Here is a 21,940-nt window from a genome sequence, read left to right as displayed (position 1 = left end):
GCGATTGCCGAGTTCACTGATTGTTTGCTTGCTCCCGGATTCAACGACTGTCAATATCGACAGATGTCTAAGTCCGAGTTGTCGATCACGGCTGCGTCATCGTGTGAGGTCAGGCCCATGATTCGCGAGCCGTTGACCGCCGAGTCCGCGACCGAGTTGGCCACGGTGTTCAAGGCGTTGTCGGATCCGGTGCGACTGCGATTGCTGAGCCTGATCGCCAGCCATGCCGGGCAGGAGGCCTGCGTCTGTGATGTCTCGGCTGGATTCGACGTCAGTCAACCAACGATTTCCCACCATCTGAAGGTGTTGCGTGAGGCGGGACTGCTCGGCAGTGAACGCCGCGGCTCGTGGGTGTACTACCGGGTAGAACCTGCCGCGCTGCAACAGCTTTCACATCTTCTCGACGGCGGCGTTCCAGCGGTGAGCAGCCGATGAGCGGGCTGCGTCGTCGGCTGGTCGCCGAATTCCTCGGCACGGCATTGCTGGTCGCGCTGGTCGTGGGCTCCGGGATCGCCGCCGAGCAACTCTCCCCCGGCAATATCGGGTTGCAGCTGCTGGAGAACTCGACCGCGACCGTGTTCGGGCTCGGTGTGCTGATCCTGGTGTTCGGCCCGGTATCGGGCGCGCATTTCAATCCGGTTGTCTCCATCGCAGATTGGTTGCTGGGCCGTCGCCGCGGCACCGGCATCGCCGCAACCGATCTCGGCGGCTACATCGTCGCCCAGATCCTCGGCGCTTCGGCGGGTGCGGTGCTGGCGAATGCCATGTTCGACCTGGATGCCTTCCAGGTGTCCACCCACGACCGCATAACCAGCGGTCACATTGTGGGTGAGGTGGTGGCCACGGCCGGGTTGATCATGGTGATCATCGCCTTGGCCCGCACCGGACGCGGCGCCCTGTCCGCGGCCGCGGTCGGTGCCTATATCGGTGCGGCGTACTGGTTCACCAGCTCCACCGCGTTCGCGAATCCCGCCGTCACGGTCGGCCGTATGTTCTCCGACACCTTCGCCGGTATCGCACCCAATTCCGCACCCGGCTACATCGCCGCGCAGATCCTCGGCGCCGGAATCGGTTCGGCCGCGATCATCTGGCTCTACCCCGACAGCGCCTCGACCGCGGACAACGTCACCGTCCCGCACACCGCGCCGGAACTGGATCTGTCGACCAAATCGTGAAAGGACTCTCCACCCATGGCATCCACCCCGAGTGTGCTGTTCGTCTGCGTCCACAACGCCGGACGTTCCCAGATGGCCGCCGGTTTCCTATCCCATCTCGCCGGTGCGGCGATCGAGGTCCGCTCCGCCGGCAGCGCGCCCGCCGAATCACTGAACCCGGCCGCGGTGGAGGCGATGAACGAGGTCGGTATCGACATCACCCGCCAATACCCGAAGATCCTCAGCTACGACGCGGTGGAAACCTCCGACGTGGTCATCACCATGGGCTGCGGCGACACCTGCCCGGTACTGCCCGGCGTCAGCTACCGCGACTGGAACCTCGAAGACCCCGCCGGTAAAGGCATCGAGTCGGTGCGCCGGATCCGCGACGAGATCCGCGCCCGCGTCGAGGATCTGATCGCCGAGCTGCTGCCCGCCCGCACCTGACTCCACAAGGACCCCCATGATCCGGCGACCGACCGGTACGGTTGCGCGGCCGGGCCGGTTTTTCGCGCCCCCTCCGGCGCTGCGGGTTCCAAGATCGTGCCGACCGCTCATCCGGCGAATCCGGCTCCGTAACGGCGACGCCCACCGAGCCGAAATACCCGTGACCTTTGCGTGACCTGGGGTTTGTCTCACCTGCACCATGAGTCTCAATTCGGACGAAGCCACCGCGCGCAACCGCCGAAATCCGCCTGCCGGGCCGAAAAATTCTGTGACCTGTCGCACATTGGGTTTACCAGCAAACTCCCAGCTCAGATGACGGTCCGTCACCGCCTCCTAGACTTTCCAAGATCATAAACCCCGTTCATTCATAACTGGTTCATTCTGCGTTCACTTGGCGTGACCATTCTGCAATCAGGTCACAAAGCGACCTGAAGTTTGGTAAGCCGAGGAGTTATAGACACCGATTCGGTAACGATCGCTCGGGTGGCAGCTGTCAGCCAGGCGATCGGTGGAGCGGGAATCCGGTAACGGACCCGCAATCCCCATTCTTCCGCCCGTTTCTTCGCATCCAGGATGCGGAGTCCGCGCGACACCGCGCTCCAGGCCCCTCGAGGGCGAACCGGCGCCGCACGCACGAAGCGCGCCGTGTTCCAGGGACATGAATGTCCCTCACAACAAAAGTACACAACAGCACATGGCCGTTTCGGCGAACGTCCACGAGCGTCCGCCGCAGGATCCGTGCTGGCCGAACGCGGCCGGATCGAGAAAGTCCCCGAACAAGGAACCGATTCGCAATGCCTGACAGACGCCTTTCCACCCTTCGCCGCCCCTCGCTTCGCGAAACCATCACCGTCGCCGTCGCCGCCGTGGGCGTGGTGGCCGTGGCAGCCTCCTCCGCAGCGTCCATGGCCGACGACAGCGTCCCGTCTCGCATCACCATGGTGGCCGAGCAGCAGCAGGACGCGCCCGCTCCCGCCGTCGCGCCGCCCGCAGCCGCCGCACCTGTCATCGCCGAGCCGGTCGCGGAGGCGGTCCCCGCACCCATGCCTGCTCCAGCTCCAGCCCCCGAGCCGGTCCCGGCGCCGATGCCCCCGCCCGCCCCGCCGGCCCCGCCCGCCCCGCCGGTGTACGCGGACAACCTGGACGGCTGGATCCAGCAGGCGCTCGACATCATGGCGGCGAACAACATCCCGGGCAGCTACCACGGGATCCACCGCAACATCATGCGCGAGTCCTCCGGTAACCCGCAGGCCATCAACCTCTGGGATTCCAACGCCGCCGCGGGCATCCCCTCCAAGGGTCTGCTGCAGGTGATCGATCCGACCTTCCGCGCCTACCACGTCGAGGGCACGTCCTGGGATATCTGGGATCCGGTCGCCAACATCGTCGCCGCTTGCAACTACGCGGCGCACCGCTACGGCACGATGGACAACGTCGACAGCGCGTACTGAGCCAGACACACAGAACCACAGCCACACAGCCTCCCCGTCCGCCGATGGGGAGGCTGCTGTGTGTTCCGGGCGAGCTCACTCGGTCGGCTATGGTCGATGGATCTCCGACCCCCATGGACACCCCATGACCGATTACGCACACAGCGAAGCGGCGGCCAAGAGCCGCACCGAGAAAGCGCTCCGGCTGGCGGGTTACCTCTGGCAGCGCGGCATCACCGGCGCCGAGGTGCTCGCGATGTCGGCGGCCGTGCGACGCAAGCTGGCCAGGGCCGCCGCGACCAATCCGCCCAGCACCGACGAGACCTGGCTGACGGTCGCGAAGCTGCTGAAGCAGAAGGACGACTGGGCCACCCGTCATCCGGAACATCCCGCGGCGCGGCGCGAACACGTCGACGAGAAACTGCTCTGGGTCAAGCCGCCGATCACGCCTTGGTCCTGAATCGATACCGAAAGCTGTTGTACCACAATAGCTTCCACTTCGACTATCGGCTTCCGTAGACTGGCGTCATGCAACCGCTGACATCGCCGTCGCGATGACCGAGCGCAAGCCGTCGAAACTGACCTTCGAATCGTGGATCGAAAAGCAGATCCACGAGGCGGCCGAACGGGGCGAATTCGACAATCTGCCCGGCACCGGCAAGCCGATTCCCGGAGCCGATGCGGCCCACGACGAGGACTGGTGGTTACGCGGCTATCTGCGTCGCCAAGGAGTAAACGGCGACGCCCTGCTGCCGCCCTCACTGCTGCTGCGCCGCGACATCGAGCGCCTGCCCGAGACCGTACGCGAGTTCACCGTGGAGCGGCAGGTGCGGGCGGCGGTGAGCGAGCTGAACAAGCGCGTCGTGGAGTGGCTGCGCCTACCGCAGGGTCCTTTCGTGCCGATCGCACCGGTAAACGCGGATGAGGTTGTCGCGCAATGGCGGACCGAGCGCGATGCGGCGCGGGCACGGCGCGCCCCGTCATCGACAGAGACGGCGCAGCGGCGCCCCGCGGAGGTCATCGCGCGCCCACCTCGACGACGCTGGTGGCGCCGATGGCTGATCCGCAGGCCCCGTGCCGGGTGACAGGTCTGATCCAGCCCCCGTCAAGCACCCAGTTCGGTCGCTTGCTCCACCTCGGCGACCACTTTGTCCGCGAGTGCGCGCAGCGCCCGCGCCTCCTCCGCCGTCATCCGCTCGACGAATACTCGACGAACCAGATCCACGTGGTTCGGCGCAGCCCGCTCCAGCGCGGCGCGCCCTTCCGGCGTGAGTTGCACGATGATGCCGCGGGCGTCCTCCTCGGCGGGTCGCCGCTGCACCAGTCCGCGGGCGTCCATCCTGGCCAAATGTTTGGACAACCGGCTCTTCTCCCAGCACACTTGGGCGCCCAGCTCTTTGGCGCGCAGACAGCCGCCGGGCGCCGCGGACAGCGCCACCATTAACTCGTAGTCCGCCAGCGACAGGCCATCGCCGGCCAGACCAGCCGAAATCGCCCCATCCAAGCGCTGACGCAGCCGCACATAGGCCTGCCAGGTCGTCTGCTCGTCTGTGCTGAACCACCGGACCATGGGAATGAAGTGTAGTACCCATTGGTTGACATGGACACCAACTTTCGGGGAGGCCCCCTGACCGTCGTCACATTTCCGACATCATGGCCCTGCCGCGTCTTCCCGCCCGACGCCGCCCTGCGTGAGTGACCGGTCCGAAGTGTTGTCACCGCCCACAAGCAGCGCGAGGGTGCCGGATTCGAAGTGCGCGGACCCTTCCCGAGTATGGATCACTTCGAGCATGGAGCACTTCGAGAGCTGCGCGCCAACAGCTTTGACGGCCGCCTGCGCCCGCAATCCCCTAATGCCCTAGTTCCGTCCCCTTACAGTTGACAATGAGGCGAGCCGTCACAACAGTGGATGCGGCGTCCGGTCGGGCGCTCCATCCACCGCAGCAGACATAGAGGAATACATGAACGTTCGCCGGCTCACCGTCAGCGCGGCCGTCGCGGGAATGATCTTTCTCGCGGCACCCGCCGCCCTAGCCGCCCCTCCGACCGGTTCCTCCGGGACCGGTTCGTCGGCCGTCGACACCGGCTCCGCCGCGACCGGCTCGGCCGGTCTGTCGCAGACCGGTTCGGCCGGTGGCGCCTTCGCCAACTGCGACGATGCCCGCGCCGCCGGACGCGCCCCGCTGTTCCGCGGGGAACCGGGCTACGGCCCGCACCTGGATCCCGACGGCGACGGCTTCGCCTGCCCGACGGTCTGAACCGACCGCCACAACGACGACACCCGGTGGGCCTCGCCACACCGGGTGTCGTCGTTTTCCAGCTCGGGAAGATCTCGAACAGCCACTAGCGGAAGATCTTCAGCAGCACCAACCCGGCGAGCACGGCGGCGGCGCCGATCAGACTGTATTTCACCTTCGGCTCGTTCAGCTTGGCGACCACGATCTGCTTGGTATCGTCCGCGATACGGTGCGGATCCGCGCGTACCGCGAGTTCGTCGAGCGTGCTCGCCAGCCGCGTGCGGGCGGCCTCGATCTCCTGCTCGATCCGCTCGGTATCCTTTGCCACGTTCCACCCTCCTGTTGTCGATTACCGCGCCTGGGGCGGCACGACCACGCCGCGTGCTCGGCCGTTCGCGGACCGCCCAGGGCACGCGGACGAGTCTATCCGTCCCACACCGCGCGTTCGGGGCTGCGCGAAGATCTCCTGGCCAAGGTTTCGGTAGGTTTCGGTGGGTTTGGGTTACCGTGCTGGAGGTGACCACCAACCGACGACTCTCCCCTGGAGACACCGCCCCCGACTTCACATTGCCGGACGCCGACGGCAACGACGTCTCGCTCGCCGACTATCGCGGCCGCAAGGTGATCGTGTACTTCTACCCCGCCGCGAGCACGCCGGGCTGCACCAAACAAGCCTGTGATTTCCGCGACAACCTGGCCGAGCTGAACGTCGCGGGCATCGACGTCCTGGGCGTCTCGCCGGACAAACCCACCAAGCTGGCAAAGTTCCGCGACGCCGAAGAGTTGACCTTCCCGCTGCTGTCGGATCCCGACCGCGCCGTGCTCACCGCATGGGGCGCGTACGGCGAGAAGACCATGTACGGCAAGACGGTCGTCGGCGTCATTCGCTCCACCTTCCTGGTGGACGAGGCCGGCAAGATCGCGGTGGCGCAGTACAACGTCCGCGCCACCGGCCACGTCGCCAAACTACGCCGCGACCTCTCGCTCTAGCGGCCCACGCTGCGAAAAGCCCGGCGCCGCAAGGGCTCCGGGCTGCACAACTGAGCGCCAAGGGCAGCTGGCCTCAGCTTCCGCGGCGAGCACGCCGCACCGCCGAGCGGGACCGGTCATCCCCGGTTCGCGGCCCGGCTCACCAGCGGCCGCGAACCCGCAGCACCGCAGGCGCTGCCGAACAAATCAAGACGGCATCACCTGCTGTGCCGCCCATTGCGCCATCAAGCGGAGATGCTCGTCCCACCAGTCCGCCGCTTCCGGGGTGAACGCGGCGGGCGGCGGAGACTCACCGGGGAACAGCAGCGCCTCGTTGGGCGCGCCCACCTTGCTGTGCGCCGGGACCCCGGTGCCCAGCGCCGGTGGCAGCTGGGCGTCCGGCTCTTCCTGGCCCGCGGCTTCGGTGGTCGACAGCGGCAAGGGATCATCTCCCAGAGTGCCGCCCCAGTGCCGGCCGGAGAGCTGCGATCCGGTCCCGGCACCGGTTGCCGAGGCGACCGGCCCGGTGGAAGGTGCGTCGGCCTCGGAGCCCGGCGTGCGGTCCAACCCCCCCACGGAGCCCTCCACACCCACTCCGTCGCGCTCAGCGTCTGCTACCACGGTCGGCATCGGGCGCGAGAACCCATTCAGCACGTAACCGCCGCCGACGACCATTCCGCTCGCCAGCACCCCGGCCGCGGCGAACAACGCCACCCCGCCACGCGCCCGATGCGGCTCATCTGCCGGCTCGGCAGAACTCTCGGATTCCATTCGCACGCTCAACGCGGCTCCGGCCGCGCACGCAAAGGTGGCCATCGTGGACGGGATCACCGGCGCCCCGAAGTCTTCTACAGCGGCCATAACCGCCGACTCGGCGGCCGCGGAGCCGATCAACGCCACCGCGTCCGGCCGGGTCGCCGCCGCCTCCAACTGCTCCCAGGCCGCCGTCACGGCCGCCTCCAGCGACTGCGCAGTCGTCCGGCCGGTCCGCCCGACCGCGGCGAGCACCCTGCGGCGCCCGCGATCGACCAGGGTGAACGCCTGGTAACCGGGGACGACCTCGCAGATCAGCAGATTGTCGAAGGCATCCAGCCAGGTCATCATGCCCGCAACGCTCAGGTGGGCCGATTTCGCCGAGACCATGGAAGCGCTGTGCCAGGGGCCGCTGGCCAACCTGGTCACGATGGCGCGCCGCTGCGCGGCGTCCCGATAGGCGACCGCCACGCCGCCGATCTCCAGGTCCGGGTCGAGCCCCGCGGCCAACGCGTTCAACACCGTCTCGACGGCTGCTGCCACGTTCTCCGCGCCGTCACCGTCCGTCCGACCCACCCGGCGCAGCAGCATGCGGTCCACGAGCTTCTTGCCGTCGGCAAGCGCTACCGCATGCACTGCACCTCGTTCGGTGGAAACGCCGAGAGTCACCACAGATTCAGCCACCACTGATCACGCCTCCCTCTGGCATGGACCGAGCTCACGAGCTTGCCGAAAGCCATGAGCCGCATGGATTCCCCTGCTCGCCGCACGCATCGTGAGACACGCGCGCTCGGTGTGTGTTCGGCGCCACAGTGGAGCCGGATGGGTCGGGGTATCAACAGGGCCGGACTTCAACAGCAGACACATGTGTCACCGACGTGCCCGTACCATTAGCCTGGATGCGTGGAAGTACGCGCGGAGGCCAGGTCGAAGCACCGTGTGGACCCTGCGTTGGAGCTGCAGGACGACCCACAGGAGCTCATGCCGCGACGTCGGCCGACGCAGGAACGCAGCAAACGCAAATTCGACGCCTTGCTCCAGGCGTCCAGAGAATTGCTCGTCGAAGTCGGTTTCGAGTCGTTCACCTGTGAAGAGGTCGCGGCCAGGGCCGAGGTGCCGATCGGCACGCTGTATCAGTTCTTCGCCAACAAGTACGTCATCGTCTGCGAACTGAATCGCCAAGACCTGGTTGCCGTTTCCCAAGAGCTGGCCGACTTCCACGGCGAGATCCCGTCATTGGACTGGCTGCGGCACATGAACCAGTTCGTCGACCACCTGGCCAACCTGTGGATGACCGACCCGTCTCGGCGGGAGGTATGGCTCGCCATGCAGTCCACGCCATCCACCCGGGCCACCGGCGCGATTCACGAGAAGCAGTTCGCCGAAGTCGTGTCGCAAATGCTGCGTCCACTCACCCCGCGCACGCCACGGCCCCGGCGCACCATGATGGCCGAGGTGCTGGTGCACGTGGTCTATTCGATGCTGAACTTCTCGGTCCAGGATGAACAGAGCAACGCGGACGCGGTCGCCGAACTCAAGCGGCTGATGGTCGCCTACCTGCTCGTCGCCGAGAAGGAATCGCGCACAGCCAGCCAGCGATAACGGGTGGTCCCGGCGCGAACCGGGACCACCCTGCGACTCAGCCGGCGCTGTCGCGGCCTTCGATGAGATCGGCCAGCTCGCCGGGATCTTCGAGCACGACCATCGCGGCCGCGGTGTCGCCGTCGTGGGTCAACGACAGGTGAACCCTGACCCGGGGCAGGAATTCGGCGGCGAGGCCGTGCAGCTTGATGCTCGGCCTGCCCCACGCGTCGTTGACCACCTCGATCAGCGGATACGGGTTGTCCCCGATCTGCGGGCGGCGGGCGAACCGCGACGAAGCCCAAGCTTTGAGCACCGCCTCCTTCGCCGCCCACCGCGCCGCGTAACTGCGCGCCGGGTCGGTCCCTTTACTCTGGCAGTAGCGCCGCTCGCCCGCGGTGAAACTTTCCCGGAGCATGGTGGTTCCGGCGCGTTCGAGCTGTTCGGCGAACTCGGAGATGGTCACCAAGTCCAATCCGATACCGAGGATCGTCATAGCCGCGCAGCCTACGACGTGATCGCCGACGGCGTGCGGGGACCCCGCGCGGCGGGTTTCCCCGCCGCGCGTCCGGTTACGCGCATCCGAGCCCCTTCGCCCGGTACGCCCCGTCCTCGGCCAACCGCGCCTCGGGCGAGAGCAGCACATCCGCCTCGAGTTGCCGAATCCGCTTGGCGGGCGTGCCCTCTCCGCCGAGACGACGGTCCGCGGGCCGCTCGTACAGCGGGGCGCCGCCGCACATCGCCTCGACGAACCGCTGCCGGCCGGACAGCTGCCGCTGCTGCGCTTTGCGCTGGTACTCCGCGCGCTTGCCCGGCTCGATGGCCTGGATGAACGCCTGCGGATGCACCACCGCGAGCAGACCGGACACATGCCCGAAGCCGAGCGAGGTCACCAGACCCGCCTTGAGCGGCAACCGGTCGCCGAACCGCAACGGCTCCCGGACCCACACCAGGTGCGGGTACTCGCGCATCTTGTCGTCGACGCAGTCCAGGCTCCGATTCGGCGGCACCACACCGGTTTCCAGCACCTGGCACAGACCGATCAGCTGGAACGCGGCCGCACCACCCTTGGCATGGCCGGTCAGGCTCTTCTGCGACACGACGAACAGCGGAGCGCCGTCCGACCGCCCGATCGCGCCGGCGAGGCGTTCGTGCAGCTCGGACTCGTTGGGGTCGTTGGCCGCGGTCGAGGTGTCGTGCTTGGAGATCACCGCGATGTCGTCGGGCTGCACACCGAGCTTGCGCAGCTCGGCGGCGAACCGCGACTCGCGACCTCCGCGGCCCGCGCCGAGAGCGCCCAGGCCGGGCGCCGGAATCGAGGTGTGCACGCCATCGGCGAACGACTGGGCGAAGGCCACCACGCCGAGGACCGGCAAACCGAGCTCCAGGGCGATATCTCCCCGGGCGAGCAGCACGGTACCGCCGCCCTGCGATTCCACGAACCCGCCGCGGCGGCGATCGTTGGCGCGGGAGAAGTACCGGTCGCTGATGCCCTTGGCGCTCATGACGGCCGAGTCCGCGGTCGCCGACATATCGCCGAAGCCGACGATGCCCTCGATGCCGAGGTCGTCGTAGCCGCCCGCGACCACCAGTTCCGCCTTGCCGAGCCGGATCTTGTCCACGCCCTCCTCGACCGACACCGCGGCGGTGGCGCAGGCCGCCACCGGGTGCACCATCGCGCCGTAGCTGCCGACGTAGGACTGCACCACGTGTGCCAGCGCGACGTTCGGCAGCGCCTCCTGCAGGATGTCGTTCGGCCGCGGCTCACCCAGCAGGTTGTCGATGTAGAGCGAGCGCATCGAGGACATCCCGCCCATGCCGGTGCCCTGGGTGTTGGCCACCAGCGACGGATGCACCCAGCTCATCAGCTCCGCGGGGCTGAAACCGGAGCCGATGAACGCGTCCACCGTGCACACGATGTTCCACAGCGCCACCCGATCCACCGAGGCGGCCATATCGGGCGAGATACCCCAGATGGTCGGATCCCAGCCGGTCGGGATCTGGCCGCCGACCGTGCGCGACAGCTTGGCCCGGCGCGGCACCCGGATCTCGGTGCCCGCTTTGCGTGTGACCGTCCAGTCACCGGAATCGGCGACCGGCGTGATCACCGTGTGCTCGGGGTCGGCGGCATGGAAGGCGCGGGCCTCGGCCTCGCCACCCACTGTGAACGACAGGTCCTGGTCGAGGAAGACCGAGGTCATCAGCGGGGCGGAGCCGTCGGTCATGGCGCCGTCGTCCGCGTAGCGGCGCACACCGCAGCGTTCGACGACCGCGTCGTGGTAGCGCTCGGCCAGCTCGTGCTCTGGCACATAGTCGCCGGAGGCGACGTCGTACCAACCCGGCTTGGGATCGTTCTCCCACGTGATCAACCCGGTGGTCCAGGCCAGCTCCAGCACGCCCGCCGCGGACAGCTCGTCGGAGACCTCCATCTCGAAGCGGGTGCGCGCCGAGCCGTACGGGCCGAGCTCCCCGGCGCCGATGATGACCACCATGTCGGCCGGGTCGGCGGTCACCTCACCCCACTCGGGCACCGGAAGCGCCGAGGACATGGTCGGCGGCGCCGGCAGTGCCGCGATGGTCTTGGCCCCGGTCGTCTCGGCCGCATCGAGGGTCTCGGACTCTGCCTGCTCCGCGGCCTCCTTGGCCAGCGCGGGCAAGTCGAGCTTGGCCTTGGCCAGTCCGCCGGTCAGGTCGATCTGCTGCGGACCGGCCTCGGTCACCTGCCGGGCCCGCGAGGTGCACCACTTGAGCAGCTCGTCGGCCATCTCGGTGGTGGACCAGGTTTGCACGCCCGCCTTCTCGACCGCGGCGACCATGGGGTCGTTGTGGCCCATCAGGCCGGTGCCGCGCACCCAGCCGATCAGCGCGTGCACCAGGGTGACCCGGGCCGACCACGATTTCTCGGCCCGCCACTTGCCGACCACCGCGTCCAGTGCCGCCTTCGACTCGCCGTAGGCGCCGTCACCGCCGAACAGACCGCGGTTGGGCGAACCCGGGAGTACCACATGCAGTTTCGCGTCCACATCGTGGTCGGCGCCCAGCTTGGACAACCCGCCGATCAGCCGCTCGACCGACCACAGCAGCACCCGCATCTCGAGTTCCGCGCGGGCGCCCGCGTCGGCGAGGTCACCGGCCACCCGCGGCGCCGCGAACGGCAGCAGCAGGGTCGGTGTCATCGCGTCCTTGACCTTGATCTTCGCGCCACCGGCGTTGTCCACCTGCTCGGTGCCGACCCAGTCGATCAGCGCGTCGATGTCCTGGTAGGAGGCCATGTTCGCGGGCACGATCCACAGGGCCGCGCCGTGCCGGGCGTTGTCCCGGTACAGCTTCCGGTAGAACCCGAGACGCTCGTCGTTCAGCGTGGACGTGGTCACCACCACCGTGGCGCCACCGCCGAGCAACCTACCGGTCACCGCCGCGGCGATGGATCCCTTGCTCGCGCCGGTGATCACCGCGATGTCCGAGGACCAGAGCCCGGGCTCTTCGACGCTGCGCGCCGCTTCGGCGATCCGCTCGTACAGCCCGGCCAGCACCGAACGGGCCTCGTGCTTCGCCCGCTGCCGCCACCAGTCCGCCTGCGCGGCAACGGCTTCGCCCGCCCCGAGGAATCCGGTGACCGGACCGTTCGCGCTGCCGGCGTCGTCGGCGAGCCAGAGCCGGGCCAGATCCTCGCGCGCCGTGGCCCACCGGTCGTCCAGCAGCACCGCCTTGCGCGCGTCGAACGCGGGCGCGACCGAACGGGGCCAGTCCGAACCCAGTTCGGCCGAGACCAGGTCGACCAGCGATTCGTCCGTCGCCTCCGGCGCGGAGATCCGCTCGGAGAGTCCGAGTTGCTCGAGCACCACGCGGGCGGCAGTGGCCAGCACGCCGTCGCGGCCGGTGATCTGCTCGGTGAATTCGCCGAGCGCGGCCGCGTCGACGGTCCCGCCGGCCCCGCCGCCCGCCGACGGCAGCGACACCGCGACACCGCGGCGGGCCGCGACGGCCTGGACGGCGGCGTCGATGGCCGCGTCGACCGAGGCGGCGTCGCTCAGCGAGCCGGAGACCAGCCCGCCGAGGTCACCGCCACGCACGCTGGTGCCCTCCCGGGTGCCGAGCGACACTTCGGTGGTCACGTGGCTGGCCCACCCGTCGCCGAGTTCCCAGACCTTCTTCACCCGCTCGGCGATGGCGGCCGGGCGCTTACCGGACGGGCCGAACACCTTGCGCAGGTGGTCGCCGACGGCGTCGGTCAGGACCGAGCCGAAGGGACGGTAGGTGCGGGCCAGCCGCTCCACGGTCGCGGCGAGCGCGCCCATGTCGGCGTCGGCCGCGCCGTCGATCGCGCCGAGCGAGAGCTCGGAGCCGAGGTCGACGAGCAGCTGATTACGCCGGGAGGACACGCCGTCGCACAAGCCCTCGATGGTGTCCACCGGACCGATCTGGTCCAGCCGCAGCTTCGTCCACAGTGCGATCAGCGCGCGGGTGGCGTCGGCGGCGGTGAACGCGATGTCATCCGGGCGCGGGCCCGCCGAAGTCGCGACGGCCGCGGCGACCGGAGCGGCCGCGGCGACCGGCGCCGGGGTCGCGGCGGCGGTGGGCTCCTCGACCGGTTCGTCGACATGCGCCGGGTCGGTGTCGGTCGCGTACACGATCGCGGCTTCGCGCTCGACGTTGAGCACCTCGACCTTGGCACCGCCGAACGCCGGCAGTTTCAACGTCTGGGCGGCCAGGTTGGCCACCGTCGGTGTCGCGCCGAGGCCGATCTCGATGAACCGCTCGACGCCGAGGCCACCGTGCGCGGCATCGGTGAACAGCAGGTCCTGGGTCTCGATCCAGCGCACCGGGCTGGCGAACTGCCAGGCCAGCAGCTCGATGAGCACGACACGGCACAGATCGGCCGGGCGGGCCGCCCAGTTGTCGAAGTCGGCCAGCACCGCGGACAGCGGCTCCGACGGCACCAGATCCGCGATCTCCTGGATGAACGCACGCTCCAGCGAGAACGGCCTGGGCACCAGGTTCGGAATGTAGCGGCCGAGCAGGATCTCCGGGTGCAGGTCCACGGGCAGCAACTGCTCGAGCTTCTGGCGGAACTCCGGAACGCCCTTGCGCAGCACGGTGGAGTGGAACGGCACATCGATACCGGGGACCAGGATGAATGCGCGCCTGCCACCGAATTCCGCACGGCGCCGGTCGATCTCCGTCTCCAGCGCCTCGAGCCCGGCCACCGTGCCCGCGATGGCGTACTGCGAGCCGCGCAGGTTCAGGTTGACCACCTCGAGGTATTCGCCGGCCTGTTCGCCGACACCGTTGACGAAGTCGACCACGTCCTCGTCGGGCAGCCCGATCTGCGAGGGCCGGATCGCGGCCATCCGATAGTCGCTGCGGCCCTGCGCGTCCCGGGGCACCAGCTCGTGCATCGCCGAGCCGCGCTGGAAGACGACCTCGAGCACTGCCTCCAGCGGCAGCACGCCCGCGACCGCCGCCAGCGCGTTGTACTCGCCGACCGAGTGGCCCGCGAAGATGGCGCCGTCGATGAACGCACCGGCCTCACGCAGTTCCGCCACCTGGGCGACACCGAGGGTCGCCATGGCGACCTGGGTGAACTGGGTCAGGTGCAGCACGCCATCCGGGTGCCGGTGTTCGACGCCGCGCGCTTTCAGGTAGGTCGGGTTGTCCCGCACCACGGCCAGGATCGAGAAGCCGAGTGCCGCACGGGTGTGCTTGTCGGCGCGCTCCCAGATCGCCTTCGCGGCCTTCGACCGGGCGCGGGCGGTCAAACCCATGCCCTTGCTCTGAATGCCCTGGCCGGGGAAGGCGTAGACGGTCTTCGGCGCGGCGGTGCGACCGGTCGCGGTCATCACCAGCTCGCCGCCGGTCCGGCAGGAGACCTCGATGATCTCGCTGCCCGCGTCGACCGCGACGCGCTCCACACGCACGTCGATCTCCGCGCCGGGGCGGACCATGCCGAGGAATCGAGTGGTCCACGCGGTCAGCGTCCGAGCGGGCACCGAAATGGCCGGATCGATCGCCGACACCGCGTGCTGCGCGGCGGCCGACAACCACATGCCGTGCACGATCGGGCTGCCCAGCCCGGCCAGTTTCGCGGCGGCATCGCTGGTGTGAATCGGGTTGTGGTCACCGGAAACGGCGGCGAAGGCGTGCATGGTGCGCGGCGCGACGAGGGTGACGTCGCGCCGCCGCCGACGCGGGGTGTCGGTGGCCACGTCGGACAGCGTGCCCGCGGCTCGCGGCGGATCGGCGAGTTCACCTGCGCCGTTGCGTCCGCGGATCGCGAACCGCTCGGTGAGCGTGGCCAGCTCCGGCATGGACATGCCGGTTTCCGGCTTGTCCAGCATCGCGGTGATCCGCACGGTGACCTCGACGACCCGGCCGAGGTCGGTGTCGAGGGTCTCCCCGGCCTCCGCGCGGACCGCCAGCACGCTGGTGTCCGCGGGCAACTCACCGGCGAGGTGGATCTGGTGGTCCAGGTGGACCAGGTCGAGCATGCCCTCGATGACGCTCTCACCCTTGGCGGTGCGCGCGGCGCCGAGCACCGCGAACACCGCCGGCCAGCAGGCGCCGACCAGCACGTCGGGCACGGTGCGACCGAGCGTGCTCAAGGTGGCGGGCAGGCCGGAGCCGGTCACGCCGGCGTGATCGGCGACGAGATCCGGCGTCCAGGCCAGGTTCACGTGCGCGACCTTGCCCTTGACCTCCGGCAGCGCCTGCCCGGCCGCGACAGCCAGCAGCGCCGACATGGACTCGTCCGCATCGGCCTCGGTGACGACCGGGGCGCCGCCGTTGGCGACGGTGGTCGGCACGGTGATCCGGATGCGCACCGCGTTGTCCGCCAGCAACGGAACGGTCAGCTCCAGGTAGGAGTGCTCGGTTTCCGGGCCGGTGGTCTCGACGAGCGTCGCGCCGCTGGGCGGATGCACCGCGCCCTTTTCGTCGACGACCCATTCGGAGAGATCGCCGAGCCGATGCACCGGGTTGATGGTGGTGCGCCCGGCCCACTGGACGTCCGGTGCGGCCAGGACGGCGTCGATCGGGCCCGCGGTGATGCCCGCGGTGCGACGTGCGTCCACCGGGTCGGGCACCAGGCCCGCACGCACCAGCGAATACGCGGCGTCCTGCTCGAAGCGGTCGAGCAGCTCGCCGACCGGCTCGTCGACCCGGGTGATACCGGCGACCGCGACGGTGCCGGGGATGACGCACACCTGATCGGCCGAGTAGCGGGGATCATGCGCCTGCCACAGCGAATCCGAGCGCCACCAGCGGCGCACATCGCCGTCGACGACCGGAACGAAATTCACCGGTTTGCCGGGCGTCTTGCACAGGGATACGAAGAACGGGACGTCGGCCGGGTGCAGCAGGGTCTGCGCGGCGACGGGGTACTGCTCTTTCAGAGCGCACAGCGCCGCGACCGGGTCCTCGAAGTCCTCGTCGCTCGGGAACAACGTGGTGATCTCGCCGCGGTCGGCCGGATGCAGCCGGGACTCGGTGCGGCGCATCATCTCCGCGAACCGGTCGCGCCAGGTGATGTCCAGCCAGACCGAGCGGGTGGCCTCCGCGATCGCATCGCCGAGGTCGCTACCGCAGTCGAAGTCCTTGCGGCGGTCGAGGCCGACCGCGAGTTCGACGTAGCGCTCCAGCCACTCCTGGTAGGTCATGGTCACCAGGTCGCCGAAATAGGGCTTGGCGGTCACGTTCAGGGCCGCGATGATCTCGTCCCGGCGCGCGGCGACCGCGTCGGCGTCACCGGCGACCTCGTCGAGCAGGCGGCCGGTACGCGACGCGGCGTTGTCGATCTCATGGATGTCGGCACCCAATTGGCTTCGGCCCGAAGCCATTCCGCCGGACGCGGTGCCCGCACCGACCCAATCCGGCGTGCCGGGGGTATCGACCAGCAGCTGCTTGACTTCGGGAGCGGTGGTTGCCTCCAGCGTCGCCATCGCGGCGGTGCCGACCAGCACACCATCCAACGGCATGACGGGGTAGCCGTGCTGCACCGCCCATTCACCGGTGAGGTACTCGGTCGCGCGTTCGGGGGTTCCGATCCCGCCGCCGACGCACACCACCACGTTGGCGCGGTTGCGCAATTCGGCATAGGTGGCCAGCAGCAGGTCGTCCAGGTCCTCCCAGGAGTGGTGGCCGCCGGCCTTGCCGCCCTCGATGTGCATGATCACCGGATAATCCGGCACCGCGTCGGCGATCCGCAGCACCGCGCGGATCTGCGCGACGGTGCCCGGCTTGAAGGCGACGTGCGCGATACCGACCTCGGTGAGCTCCTGGATGAGCGCGACGGCTTCCTCCAGCTCCGGAATGCCCGCGGTCACGATCACGCCGTCGAGCGGGGCACCGGCCGCGCGGGCGCGCTGCACCAGTCGCTTGCCACCCAGCTGCAGCTTCCACAGGTAGGGGTCGAGGAACAGCGAGTTGAACTGCACCGCGCGACCCGGCTGCAGCAGGTTCTTCAGCTCCGCGACCCGGTCGGTGAAGATCTGCTCGGTCACCTGGCCGCCGCCGGCCAGCTCCGCCCAGTGGCCCGCGTTGGCCGCGGCGGCGACGATCTTCGCGTCGACGGTCGTGGGTGTCATGCCCGCGAGCAGGATCGGCGAGCGGCCGGTCAGCTTGGTGAACGCGGTCTCGACGACGATGCGCCCGTTGGGCAGCCGCACCGGTCGCGGCGCGAAGGCCGACCACGGCGTCGCCGGTTCCGGCGCCGCGCCCGGGGTCAGCAGGCCGCGTTGTCCGGCGCGAGTGGCGGCGGCGACCATGCCGACGCCGGTGCCCTTCAGCGTGCCCGCCGTGACGCGGGACAGCAGATCGCCCGGACCCAGGTCCAGAATCCATTGCGTGCCGGCCGAAACGACGCCATCGACGACCTCGACCCAGTCGATCGGGTCCACCAGGATCTGCCGCGCCAGCTCACCCGCCAGCTCAGCGTCCAGTCCGCACTGGCTCGCCCAGCCGCGCACCAGGTCGACGGTGTCGGCCAGCGCGGGATGGTGGAACGCCACGTCGACGGCCACGTCCTCGAAAACCGGCGCGAACACCGCGCCACCGCGCATCTTGGCATCGCGCTCGCGCGCCTGCTCGTCGTGGATCTGCGCGCACCGCTGGCGCACCCGCTCCAGCTGCGCGGGCGGGCCCGACAGCACCGCGCGACGACGTCCGTTGCGGATCGAGATCACCACGGCAGCGGCCGGATCGACGCCTTCGCATACCTGTGCCACGATGGCCCGCAGCTGCTCCGGGTCGACGTTGGACACCGCGACCATCGGCGACCGATCACCCACCGGCATCAGCCCGCGCCGCCGCGCGACCAAGCCCGCCGCGGCGCCGATCATCTGCGCGATCGCCAGCAGCTCCGCATCACGCGTGCCGCCCGCGTCGACCGCGGCAGCCGCGAGCAGTCCCTGCGAGTGCCCGACGACCGCGACCGGCGCGTGCTCCGCCGCGTCGAGGCCCTGCAACCGCAGCGCTCGCACAGCCGCCACCTGGGTCAGCAGCACACCCGGCATGGACACCGCGGCCGAGCGCAGCACCTGATCGGAGGGGGCCGCCGAGACTTCGCCCTCGTCGGCGTCGGCAAGTTCGTTCTCGAGCATCCACCCGATCGGGTCGAAGCCGACCGGACGCACTACCAGCAACTGTGTCGCAACCGGTTCCAGCAGCGTGGCCGCCTCATTGACCAGGGCGGTCAACTCCGGTTCCAGCGCGCTGTCGCGCCCGATCTCCTCCAACTCGTTCAGCCACTTGGCACCCTGTCCGCCGAAGGCGAGCGCGTATGGCACGCCACCGAGCAGACGATCCAACAGCGGTGACCGCGCCCCGTCCGACGCGGCCTTCCCGGCGGCGGCGACCGCCTTCGCGCTCCGTCCGTTCCCGGCCTTGGTGCTCTCGTTGATCGTCACGACGCTTCGACTTCCTTTTCCATGCGACATGCCTCAGCGACACGCCGGTCCCTCTAGGTCTGCGGATGATCGCGGGCGATCGGCTTGATAGGGGCGAGAATGACACAGAATCATGAGGAAATCCTCACGTTTATCCGTCTGCCGAAGGGTTACTTAGGAGTATTCCCGTACGCGTGTACCAGAATGGTCGGAAACATGACTCAGCCTCATATTTGAACTCCCTGGTCTCCGGGTTACCAACGCGTAGGAAACATGAGCGCCCCTCATGTTGATCGTTGTCGAATCGTTATAATCCCAGGTGGGGTTACCGGCGGGTACGCCACGCCGACCCAATGTTTCGTTATGGCCGAAATGCCCGGTACAGTTTGGACGGTCGTACCACCAAGCGCGAGTGGCGAAATTGGCAGACGCGCCAGATTTAGGTTCTGGTGTCCTCGGACGTAGGGGTTCAAGTCCCCTCTCGCGCACAGATTCGCAACAGATCTGTTGGATATCCGGTACTGAGGGGGAGTCCGATGGTTCCGTCGCCGCAGCAGCGGGCTCTGCGCCATGTCGCGGCACTGTCTTCGGGTGGTCCGTTGGATCCTCGGCTGCGGCTGACGGCGAACTTTCATCCTGACCGGATGATCGAGGGACGGCCGATCCTGCGCAGGATGGCCGAGGTCGGGGTCTACCAGTCACAGTTCGTGACGGGAACAAGCAATGGCGGATTGACTGCACATCCAGGTGGTGACCGGTGGCGCTGGGAGAGCCGTATCTTCGCAGGCGCCTACGACCACGTCACCGCTGCTGAGCGTCCCGTTTACGGTGCACTGAACTTCCGGAACGATCCTGCGGGCGGAGCACCACGATTCGGCTCTTCCTATTTCCGGCTCACCGCTGACACCCTTTCGCGAGCCACGTTCTGCTACCCGGACAGTTCGACCGAGCCCACCAACTTCGGTGTTGCGGAGTACTTTTCACTGATCGAGTTGGCCGAGTTCGATGATCTGGACGCCCTGGACCGAGACATCGAGGCGCTCGTTCTGGATCCCAGCTATCGCGGCACGGATGTGCATGGCTCGGCCCTCCAACTCCCGTGTCCGATCGACTGGCACCGCGGCTTTCGGCTCAGCGTCGTCGGGCCGTCGCTCTTCCGATGCTTCCTCGCCCGTCAGGTCACTGCGATCCGCGGCACACCAGCGCAGCCGGCGCCCACGAAACTCAGCCGAGCGCCGGAGCAACCAGGCCACGACTCGCCGGAGGCAACAGGCCGAACACCGGCCATGGTTCGTGCTCGGGGGAGATCGGGCGACGCGCCTTATCACCGACCCGACCTCGACACCCTCGGCCGTTCCGGCCGAAACCCTCGCCGCGGCAACGCTGCCGCCGGGACCGCCTCGGGGAGTAGCTGGGGGCCGGAGTTCCCCTCCGAGCCCGGCCCCCAGCTATCCCCCGAGGCGATCGGTCCGCGATGATCCGTGGTGGGTTCGATTTCTTCATGACCATCAGCTGGCCACAATTTCTCGCGTCCACGGCTGGTCGGGCAGGCCGTGGCTGTTGAACACGAACAGGCACGCCGCCTGTGAACGTCTTTCGCCAGTTCCACCAGCGCTGGCGGACCAGTCGGCTGTTCAATCGCGCGGCAACGAGTGCCGACCGGTACTGCGACTGTCTCTGCGAGGCAGGAACGCGCGACTGATGCCCCAACCACATCCCCAAGCCGACGACCGCCCACACCGGTTACCCCGCCCGGCAATCGGATGGCTGGAGTGCTTGAGTGGGACACATGAAATCGTCCGATGCCGCGTTACCTTTGGAGGCGTTGCCGCATCCGCCGCGTCGGATTCCGATCATCGGCGATGTGGCCAGTGTCGACCGCCGCCGCCCAACACAGCATGAGCTGAAACTGGCACAAGGCGGGCTGGGCCCGATCTTCCAGCGGAAACTGCTCGGCACGCAGCTGATCATCGTCGCCGGGGGCCGTTTGTCGACTCAGTGCAGCGACGAAACAGCCTGGGGACGTGTGCTTCTGGGGCCGCTGGCCAAGCTGCGGCCGATCGCCCCACACGGGATGTTCACGGCCAGTTCCAAGGACCCGCTGTGGGGACAGGCCCGGCGCGTCCTCACGCCGGGGTTCGCTCAGGCCGCGATGCGCACCTATCACGATGCGATGGCCTCGGTTGCCGACGACCTGGTGACCGAATGGGCTTCGGCGGGCAGTGCAGGCGTAGCCGTTCATTCGGCGATGACGCGCGCCACCCTCGAAGTGATCGCGCGAGCCGGGTTCGGTCGGGACCTGCGGTTGTTCGATCCCGCGGGGACGGCTGACGATTCGGACCGGTTCGTTCGGGAGCTGGGCCGCACGCTGCAGTGGGCGTCGGAATCCACGAATGACGTGCCTCTCATCGGCCATGTACGGGCGGCGCTGCGCGGTCCGGCCGCGCGCCGCGACATCGCCTCCCTGCAACAATATGTGGACGAGCTGATAGCGGACCGTCACCGCGAAAACAGCAGCGAAGCAACCGATTTGCTCGGCTTGATGCTGACAGCCACAGACCCGGAAACCGGGGCCCGGCTGCCGGCGGCCAACGTCCGGGATCAGACACTCACGTTCTTGATCGCCGGGCACGAAACCACGGCCGCCCTGCTGGAAGTCGCGTTGTTCCACCTGGCAGAAAACCCGGACTACCAAGACCGTATACGCGGCGAGATACCTTCGCAGACAGCCGGTCTCAGCTATGACGAGGTAACCAAGATGAGGTTCACACGCCAGTTCCTCAACGAATGCCTACGACTGTGGCCGCCCGCGCCCGGCTTTTTCCGGATCGCACGCACCGACCAGAACCTTGGTGGCTACCTGGTCCCGGCCGGGCGCGCGGTGTTCGTCCTCGCCCTGGCCGCGCAGCGTGACCCGGAGGTGTGGGGTGCGACCGCCGAGGACTTCGACCCGGACCGTTTCGACTCCACCGCGCTGCGCGCGTTTCCCGACAGGTTTTTCCAACCATGGGGCACGGGCCCCCGCTCGTGCATCGGGCGGGCGTTCGCGCTGCATGAGGCGACGCTCATGCTCGGCCGGCTGGTACACGCCTTCGACCTGCGCACGACCTCCGCCACGCCGCTGACCTTGCGGGAGCGCGGAACATTACGCCCCGAACCGTTCGAATTGACCGCCCGCGGCCGATCTGTGGCTGCCACCGCCGGCAGATGAGTGAGCTCACCGATGTCATGGTTTCTCATCGAAGCCCTGGGGCCGCTGGACACCCCTATGACTATCCTCGCCAAGGACGGCGAACGCCGCGATTAGGTGTCATTGCGTTCCTTGCAACGCAATGAAGGTGTCGATGTCGGCGACCTGACCGACTGGGTCCGCCGGTCCGGCTCGGTCTTCGATCAGGTCGTATCCGGCCGCGGTGGTCACCGCCGTGTTCAAGCGCTGCCCGTGCTCGGTCCAGAAGACGAGGTATACGCCCTTCATCTGTGGGTCG

At 68.4% G+C, this 21,940-nt stretch carries 17 protein-coding genes and 1 tRNA gene; 12 read left to right on the top strand and 6 right to left on the bottom strand.

Annotation, left to right across the window (positions count from 1 at the left end; translation table 11 throughout):
* Positions 1-63: 63 nt before the first annotated feature.
* The 6 genes from ACT86A_RS00625 (at position 64) to ACT86A_RS00600 (ending at position 4,116) form a co-directional block, all read left to right on the top strand.
* Entirely contained in the window at positions 64-435 is a 372-nt protein-coding gene (locus ACT86A_RS00625; RefSeq protein ID WP_445089978.1) for an ArsR/SmtB family transcription factor, read from the top strand.
* Positions 432-1,175 (top strand): MIP/aquaporin family protein, encoded by a 744-nt coding sequence (locus tag ACT86A_RS00620; protein ID WP_445089977.1) that lies wholly within the window; start codon positions 432-434, stop codon positions 1,173-1,175. The genes ACT86A_RS00625 and ACT86A_RS00620 overlap by 4 nt, the downstream gene beginning before the upstream one ends.
* Before the next feature lie 15 nt (positions 1,176-1,190).
* Positions 1,191-1,601 (top strand): arsenate reductase ArsC, encoded by a 411-nt coding sequence (locus ACT86A_RS00615; RefSeq protein WP_445089976.1) that lies wholly within the window; start codon positions 1,191-1,193, stop codon positions 1,599-1,601.
* A 794-nt stretch (positions 1,602-2,395) separates the two neighbouring features.
* A complete protein-coding gene (locus ACT86A_RS00610; protein WP_445089975.1) occupies positions 2,396-3,052 on the top strand; it encodes a transglycosylase SLT domain-containing protein in 657 nt (218 codons plus the stop codon).
* Between the two features lie 124 nt (positions 3,053-3,176).
* Positions 3,177-3,491: a hypothetical protein gene (locus ACT86A_RS00605; RefSeq protein ID WP_445089974.1), complete on the top strand. Its 315-nt coding sequence runs from the start codon at positions 3,177-3,179 to the stop codon at positions 3,489-3,491.
* A gap of 94 nt (positions 3,492-3,585) precedes the next feature.
* Positions 3,586-4,116 (top strand): DnaJ family domain-containing protein, encoded by a 531-nt coding sequence (locus ACT86A_RS00600; RefSeq protein ID WP_445089973.1) that lies wholly within the window; start codon positions 3,586-3,588, stop codon positions 4,114-4,116.
* Between the two features lie 20 nt (positions 4,117-4,136).
* On the opposite strand, the gene ACT86A_RS00595 is transcribed toward ACT86A_RS00600, so the two are convergent.
* On the bottom strand, positions 4,137-4,601 hold the full coding sequence (locus tag ACT86A_RS00595) for a MarR family winged helix-turn-helix transcriptional regulator (RefSeq protein WP_445089972.1): 465 nt from the start codon (positions 4,599-4,601) through the stop codon (positions 4,137-4,139).
* 391 nt (positions 4,602-4,992) lie between these two features.
* Between ACT86A_RS00595 and ACT86A_RS00590 the strand changes: the two genes are divergently transcribed.
* Positions 4,993-5,289, top strand: coding sequence for an excalibur calcium-binding domain-containing protein (locus tag ACT86A_RS00590; protein WP_445089971.1), 297 nt, complete (start codon positions 4,993-4,995; stop codon positions 5,287-5,289).
* An 85-nt stretch (positions 5,290-5,374) separates the two neighbouring features.
* On the opposite strand, the gene ACT86A_RS00585 is transcribed toward ACT86A_RS00590, so the two are convergent.
* Positions 5,375-5,596, bottom strand: a complete 222-nt coding sequence (locus ACT86A_RS00585) for a DUF3618 domain-containing protein (RefSeq protein WP_445089970.1) — start codon at positions 5,594-5,596, stop codon at positions 5,375-5,377.
* Positions 5,597-5,784: 188 nt separating this feature from the next.
* Between ACT86A_RS00585 and bcp the strand changes: the two genes are divergently transcribed.
* Positions 5,785-6,258: a thioredoxin-dependent thiol peroxidase gene (gene bcp / locus ACT86A_RS00580; protein ID WP_445089969.1), complete on the top strand. Its 474-nt coding sequence runs from the start codon at positions 5,785-5,787 to the stop codon at positions 6,256-6,258.
* Positions 6,259-6,444: 186 nt separating this feature from the next.
* Here bcp and ACT86A_RS00575 read toward each other — a convergent pair whose 3' ends face one another.
* Positions 6,445-7,677 carry a DUF7159 family protein gene (locus tag ACT86A_RS00575; protein ID WP_445089968.1) on the bottom strand — a complete coding sequence of 411 codons (1,233 nt, stop codon included), beginning with the start codon at positions 7,675-7,677 and terminating at the stop codon, positions 6,445-6,447.
* A gap of 294 nt (positions 7,678-7,971) precedes the next feature.
* Between ACT86A_RS00575 and ACT86A_RS00570 the strand changes: the two genes are divergently transcribed.
* Positions 7,972-8,592: a TetR/AcrR family transcriptional regulator gene (locus ACT86A_RS00570; RefSeq protein WP_445090301.1), complete on the top strand. Its 621-nt coding sequence runs from the start codon at positions 7,972-7,974 to the stop codon at positions 8,590-8,592.
* Positions 8,593-8,629: 37 nt separating this feature from the next.
* On the opposite strand, the gene acpS is transcribed toward ACT86A_RS00570, so the two are convergent.
* Both acpS and ACT86A_RS00560 read right to left on the bottom strand, forming a co-directional pair.
* Entirely contained in the window at positions 8,630-9,067 is a 438-nt protein-coding gene (gene acpS / locus ACT86A_RS00565; protein ID WP_043721202.1) for a holo-ACP synthase AcpS, read from the bottom strand.
* A 76-nt stretch (positions 9,068-9,143) separates the two neighbouring features.
* On the bottom strand, positions 9,144-18,473 hold the full coding sequence (locus ACT86A_RS00560; protein ID WP_445089967.1) for a fatty acid synthase subunit beta domain-containing protein: 9,330 nt from the start codon (positions 18,471-18,473) through the stop codon (positions 9,144-9,146).
* 385 nt (positions 18,474-18,858) lie between these two features.
* Between ACT86A_RS00560 and ACT86A_RS00555 the strand changes: the two genes are divergently transcribed.
* The 3 genes from ACT86A_RS00555 to ACT86A_RS00545 all read left to right on the top strand — a co-directional run bounded on the left by ACT86A_RS00555 (position 18,859) and on the right by ACT86A_RS00545 (position 21,663).
* A tRNA-Leu gene (locus ACT86A_RS00555) sits at positions 18,859-18,940 on the top strand.
* Positions 18,941-18,988: 48 nt separating this feature from the next.
* Entirely contained in the window at positions 18,989-19,930 is a 942-nt protein-coding gene (locus ACT86A_RS00550) for a DUF3626 domain-containing protein (RefSeq protein WP_445089966.1), read from the top strand.
* A gap of 311 nt (positions 19,931-20,241) precedes the next feature.
* Positions 20,242-21,663, top strand: a complete 1,422-nt coding sequence (locus ACT86A_RS00545) for a cytochrome P450 (RefSeq protein WP_445089965.1) — start codon at positions 20,242-20,244, stop codon at positions 21,661-21,663.
* Positions 21,664-21,762: 99 nt separating this feature from the next.
* Here ACT86A_RS00545 and ACT86A_RS00540 read toward each other — a convergent pair whose 3' ends face one another.
* Positions 21,763-21,930: a hypothetical protein gene (locus tag ACT86A_RS00540; protein ID WP_445089964.1), complete on the bottom strand. Its 168-nt coding sequence runs from the start codon at positions 21,928-21,930 to the stop codon at positions 21,763-21,765.
* Between the last annotated feature and the right edge of the window lie 10 nt (positions 21,931-21,940).

The sequence above is a fragment of the Nocardia glycosmidis genome, from assembly GCF_052545115.1.
This window is presented reverse-complemented; position numbering and strand designations above follow the sequence as displayed.

What these genes read in the sequence shown, in the direction of transcription:
- acpS (WP_043721202.1), bottom strand. Translation starts at nt 9,067, where the DNA reads ATGACGATCCTCGGTATCGGATTGGACTTGGTGACCATCTCCGAGTTC.
- ACT86A_RS00550 (WP_445089966.1), top strand. Translation starts at nt 18,989, where the DNA reads ATGGTTCCGTCGCCGCAGCAGCGGGCTCTGCGCCATGTCGCGGCACTG.
- ACT86A_RS00620 (WP_445089977.1), top strand. Translation starts at nt 432, where the DNA reads ATGAGCGGGCTGCGTCGTCGGCTGGTCGCCGAATTCCTCGGCACGGCA.
- ACT86A_RS00540 (WP_445089964.1), bottom strand. Translation starts at nt 21,930, where the DNA reads ATGAAGGGCGTATACCTCGTCTTCTGGACCGAGCACGGGCAGCGCTTG.
- ACT86A_RS00610 (WP_445089975.1), top strand. Translation starts at nt 2,396, where the DNA reads ATGCCTGACAGACGCCTTTCCACCCTTCGCCGCCCCTCGCTTCGCGAA.
- ACT86A_RS00590 (WP_445089971.1), top strand. Translation starts at nt 4,993, where the DNA reads ATGAACGTTCGCCGGCTCACCGTCAGCGCGGCCGTCGCGGGAATGATC.
- ACT86A_RS00600 (WP_445089973.1), top strand. Translation starts at nt 3,586, where the DNA reads ATGACCGAGCGCAAGCCGTCGAAACTGACCTTCGAATCGTGGATCGAA.
- ACT86A_RS00545 (WP_445089965.1), top strand. Translation starts at nt 20,242, where the DNA reads ATGAAATCGTCCGATGCCGCGTTACCTTTGGAGGCGTTGCCGCATCCG.
- ACT86A_RS00625 (WP_445089978.1), top strand. Translation starts at nt 64, where the DNA reads ATGTCTAAGTCCGAGTTGTCGATCACGGCTGCGTCATCGTGTGAGGTC.
- ACT86A_RS00570 (WP_445090301.1), top strand. Translation starts at nt 7,972, where the DNA reads ATGCCGCGACGTCGGCCGACGCAGGAACGCAGCAAACGCAAATTCGAC.
- ACT86A_RS00605 (WP_445089974.1), top strand. Translation starts at nt 3,177, where the DNA reads ATGACCGATTACGCACACAGCGAAGCGGCGGCCAAGAGCCGCACCGAG.
- ACT86A_RS00615 (WP_445089976.1), top strand. Translation starts at nt 1,191, where the DNA reads ATGGCATCCACCCCGAGTGTGCTGTTCGTCTGCGTCCACAACGCCGGA.
- ACT86A_RS00595 (WP_445089972.1), bottom strand. Translation starts at nt 4,601, where the DNA reads ATGGTCCGGTGGTTCAGCACAGACGAGCAGACGACCTGGCAGGCCTAT.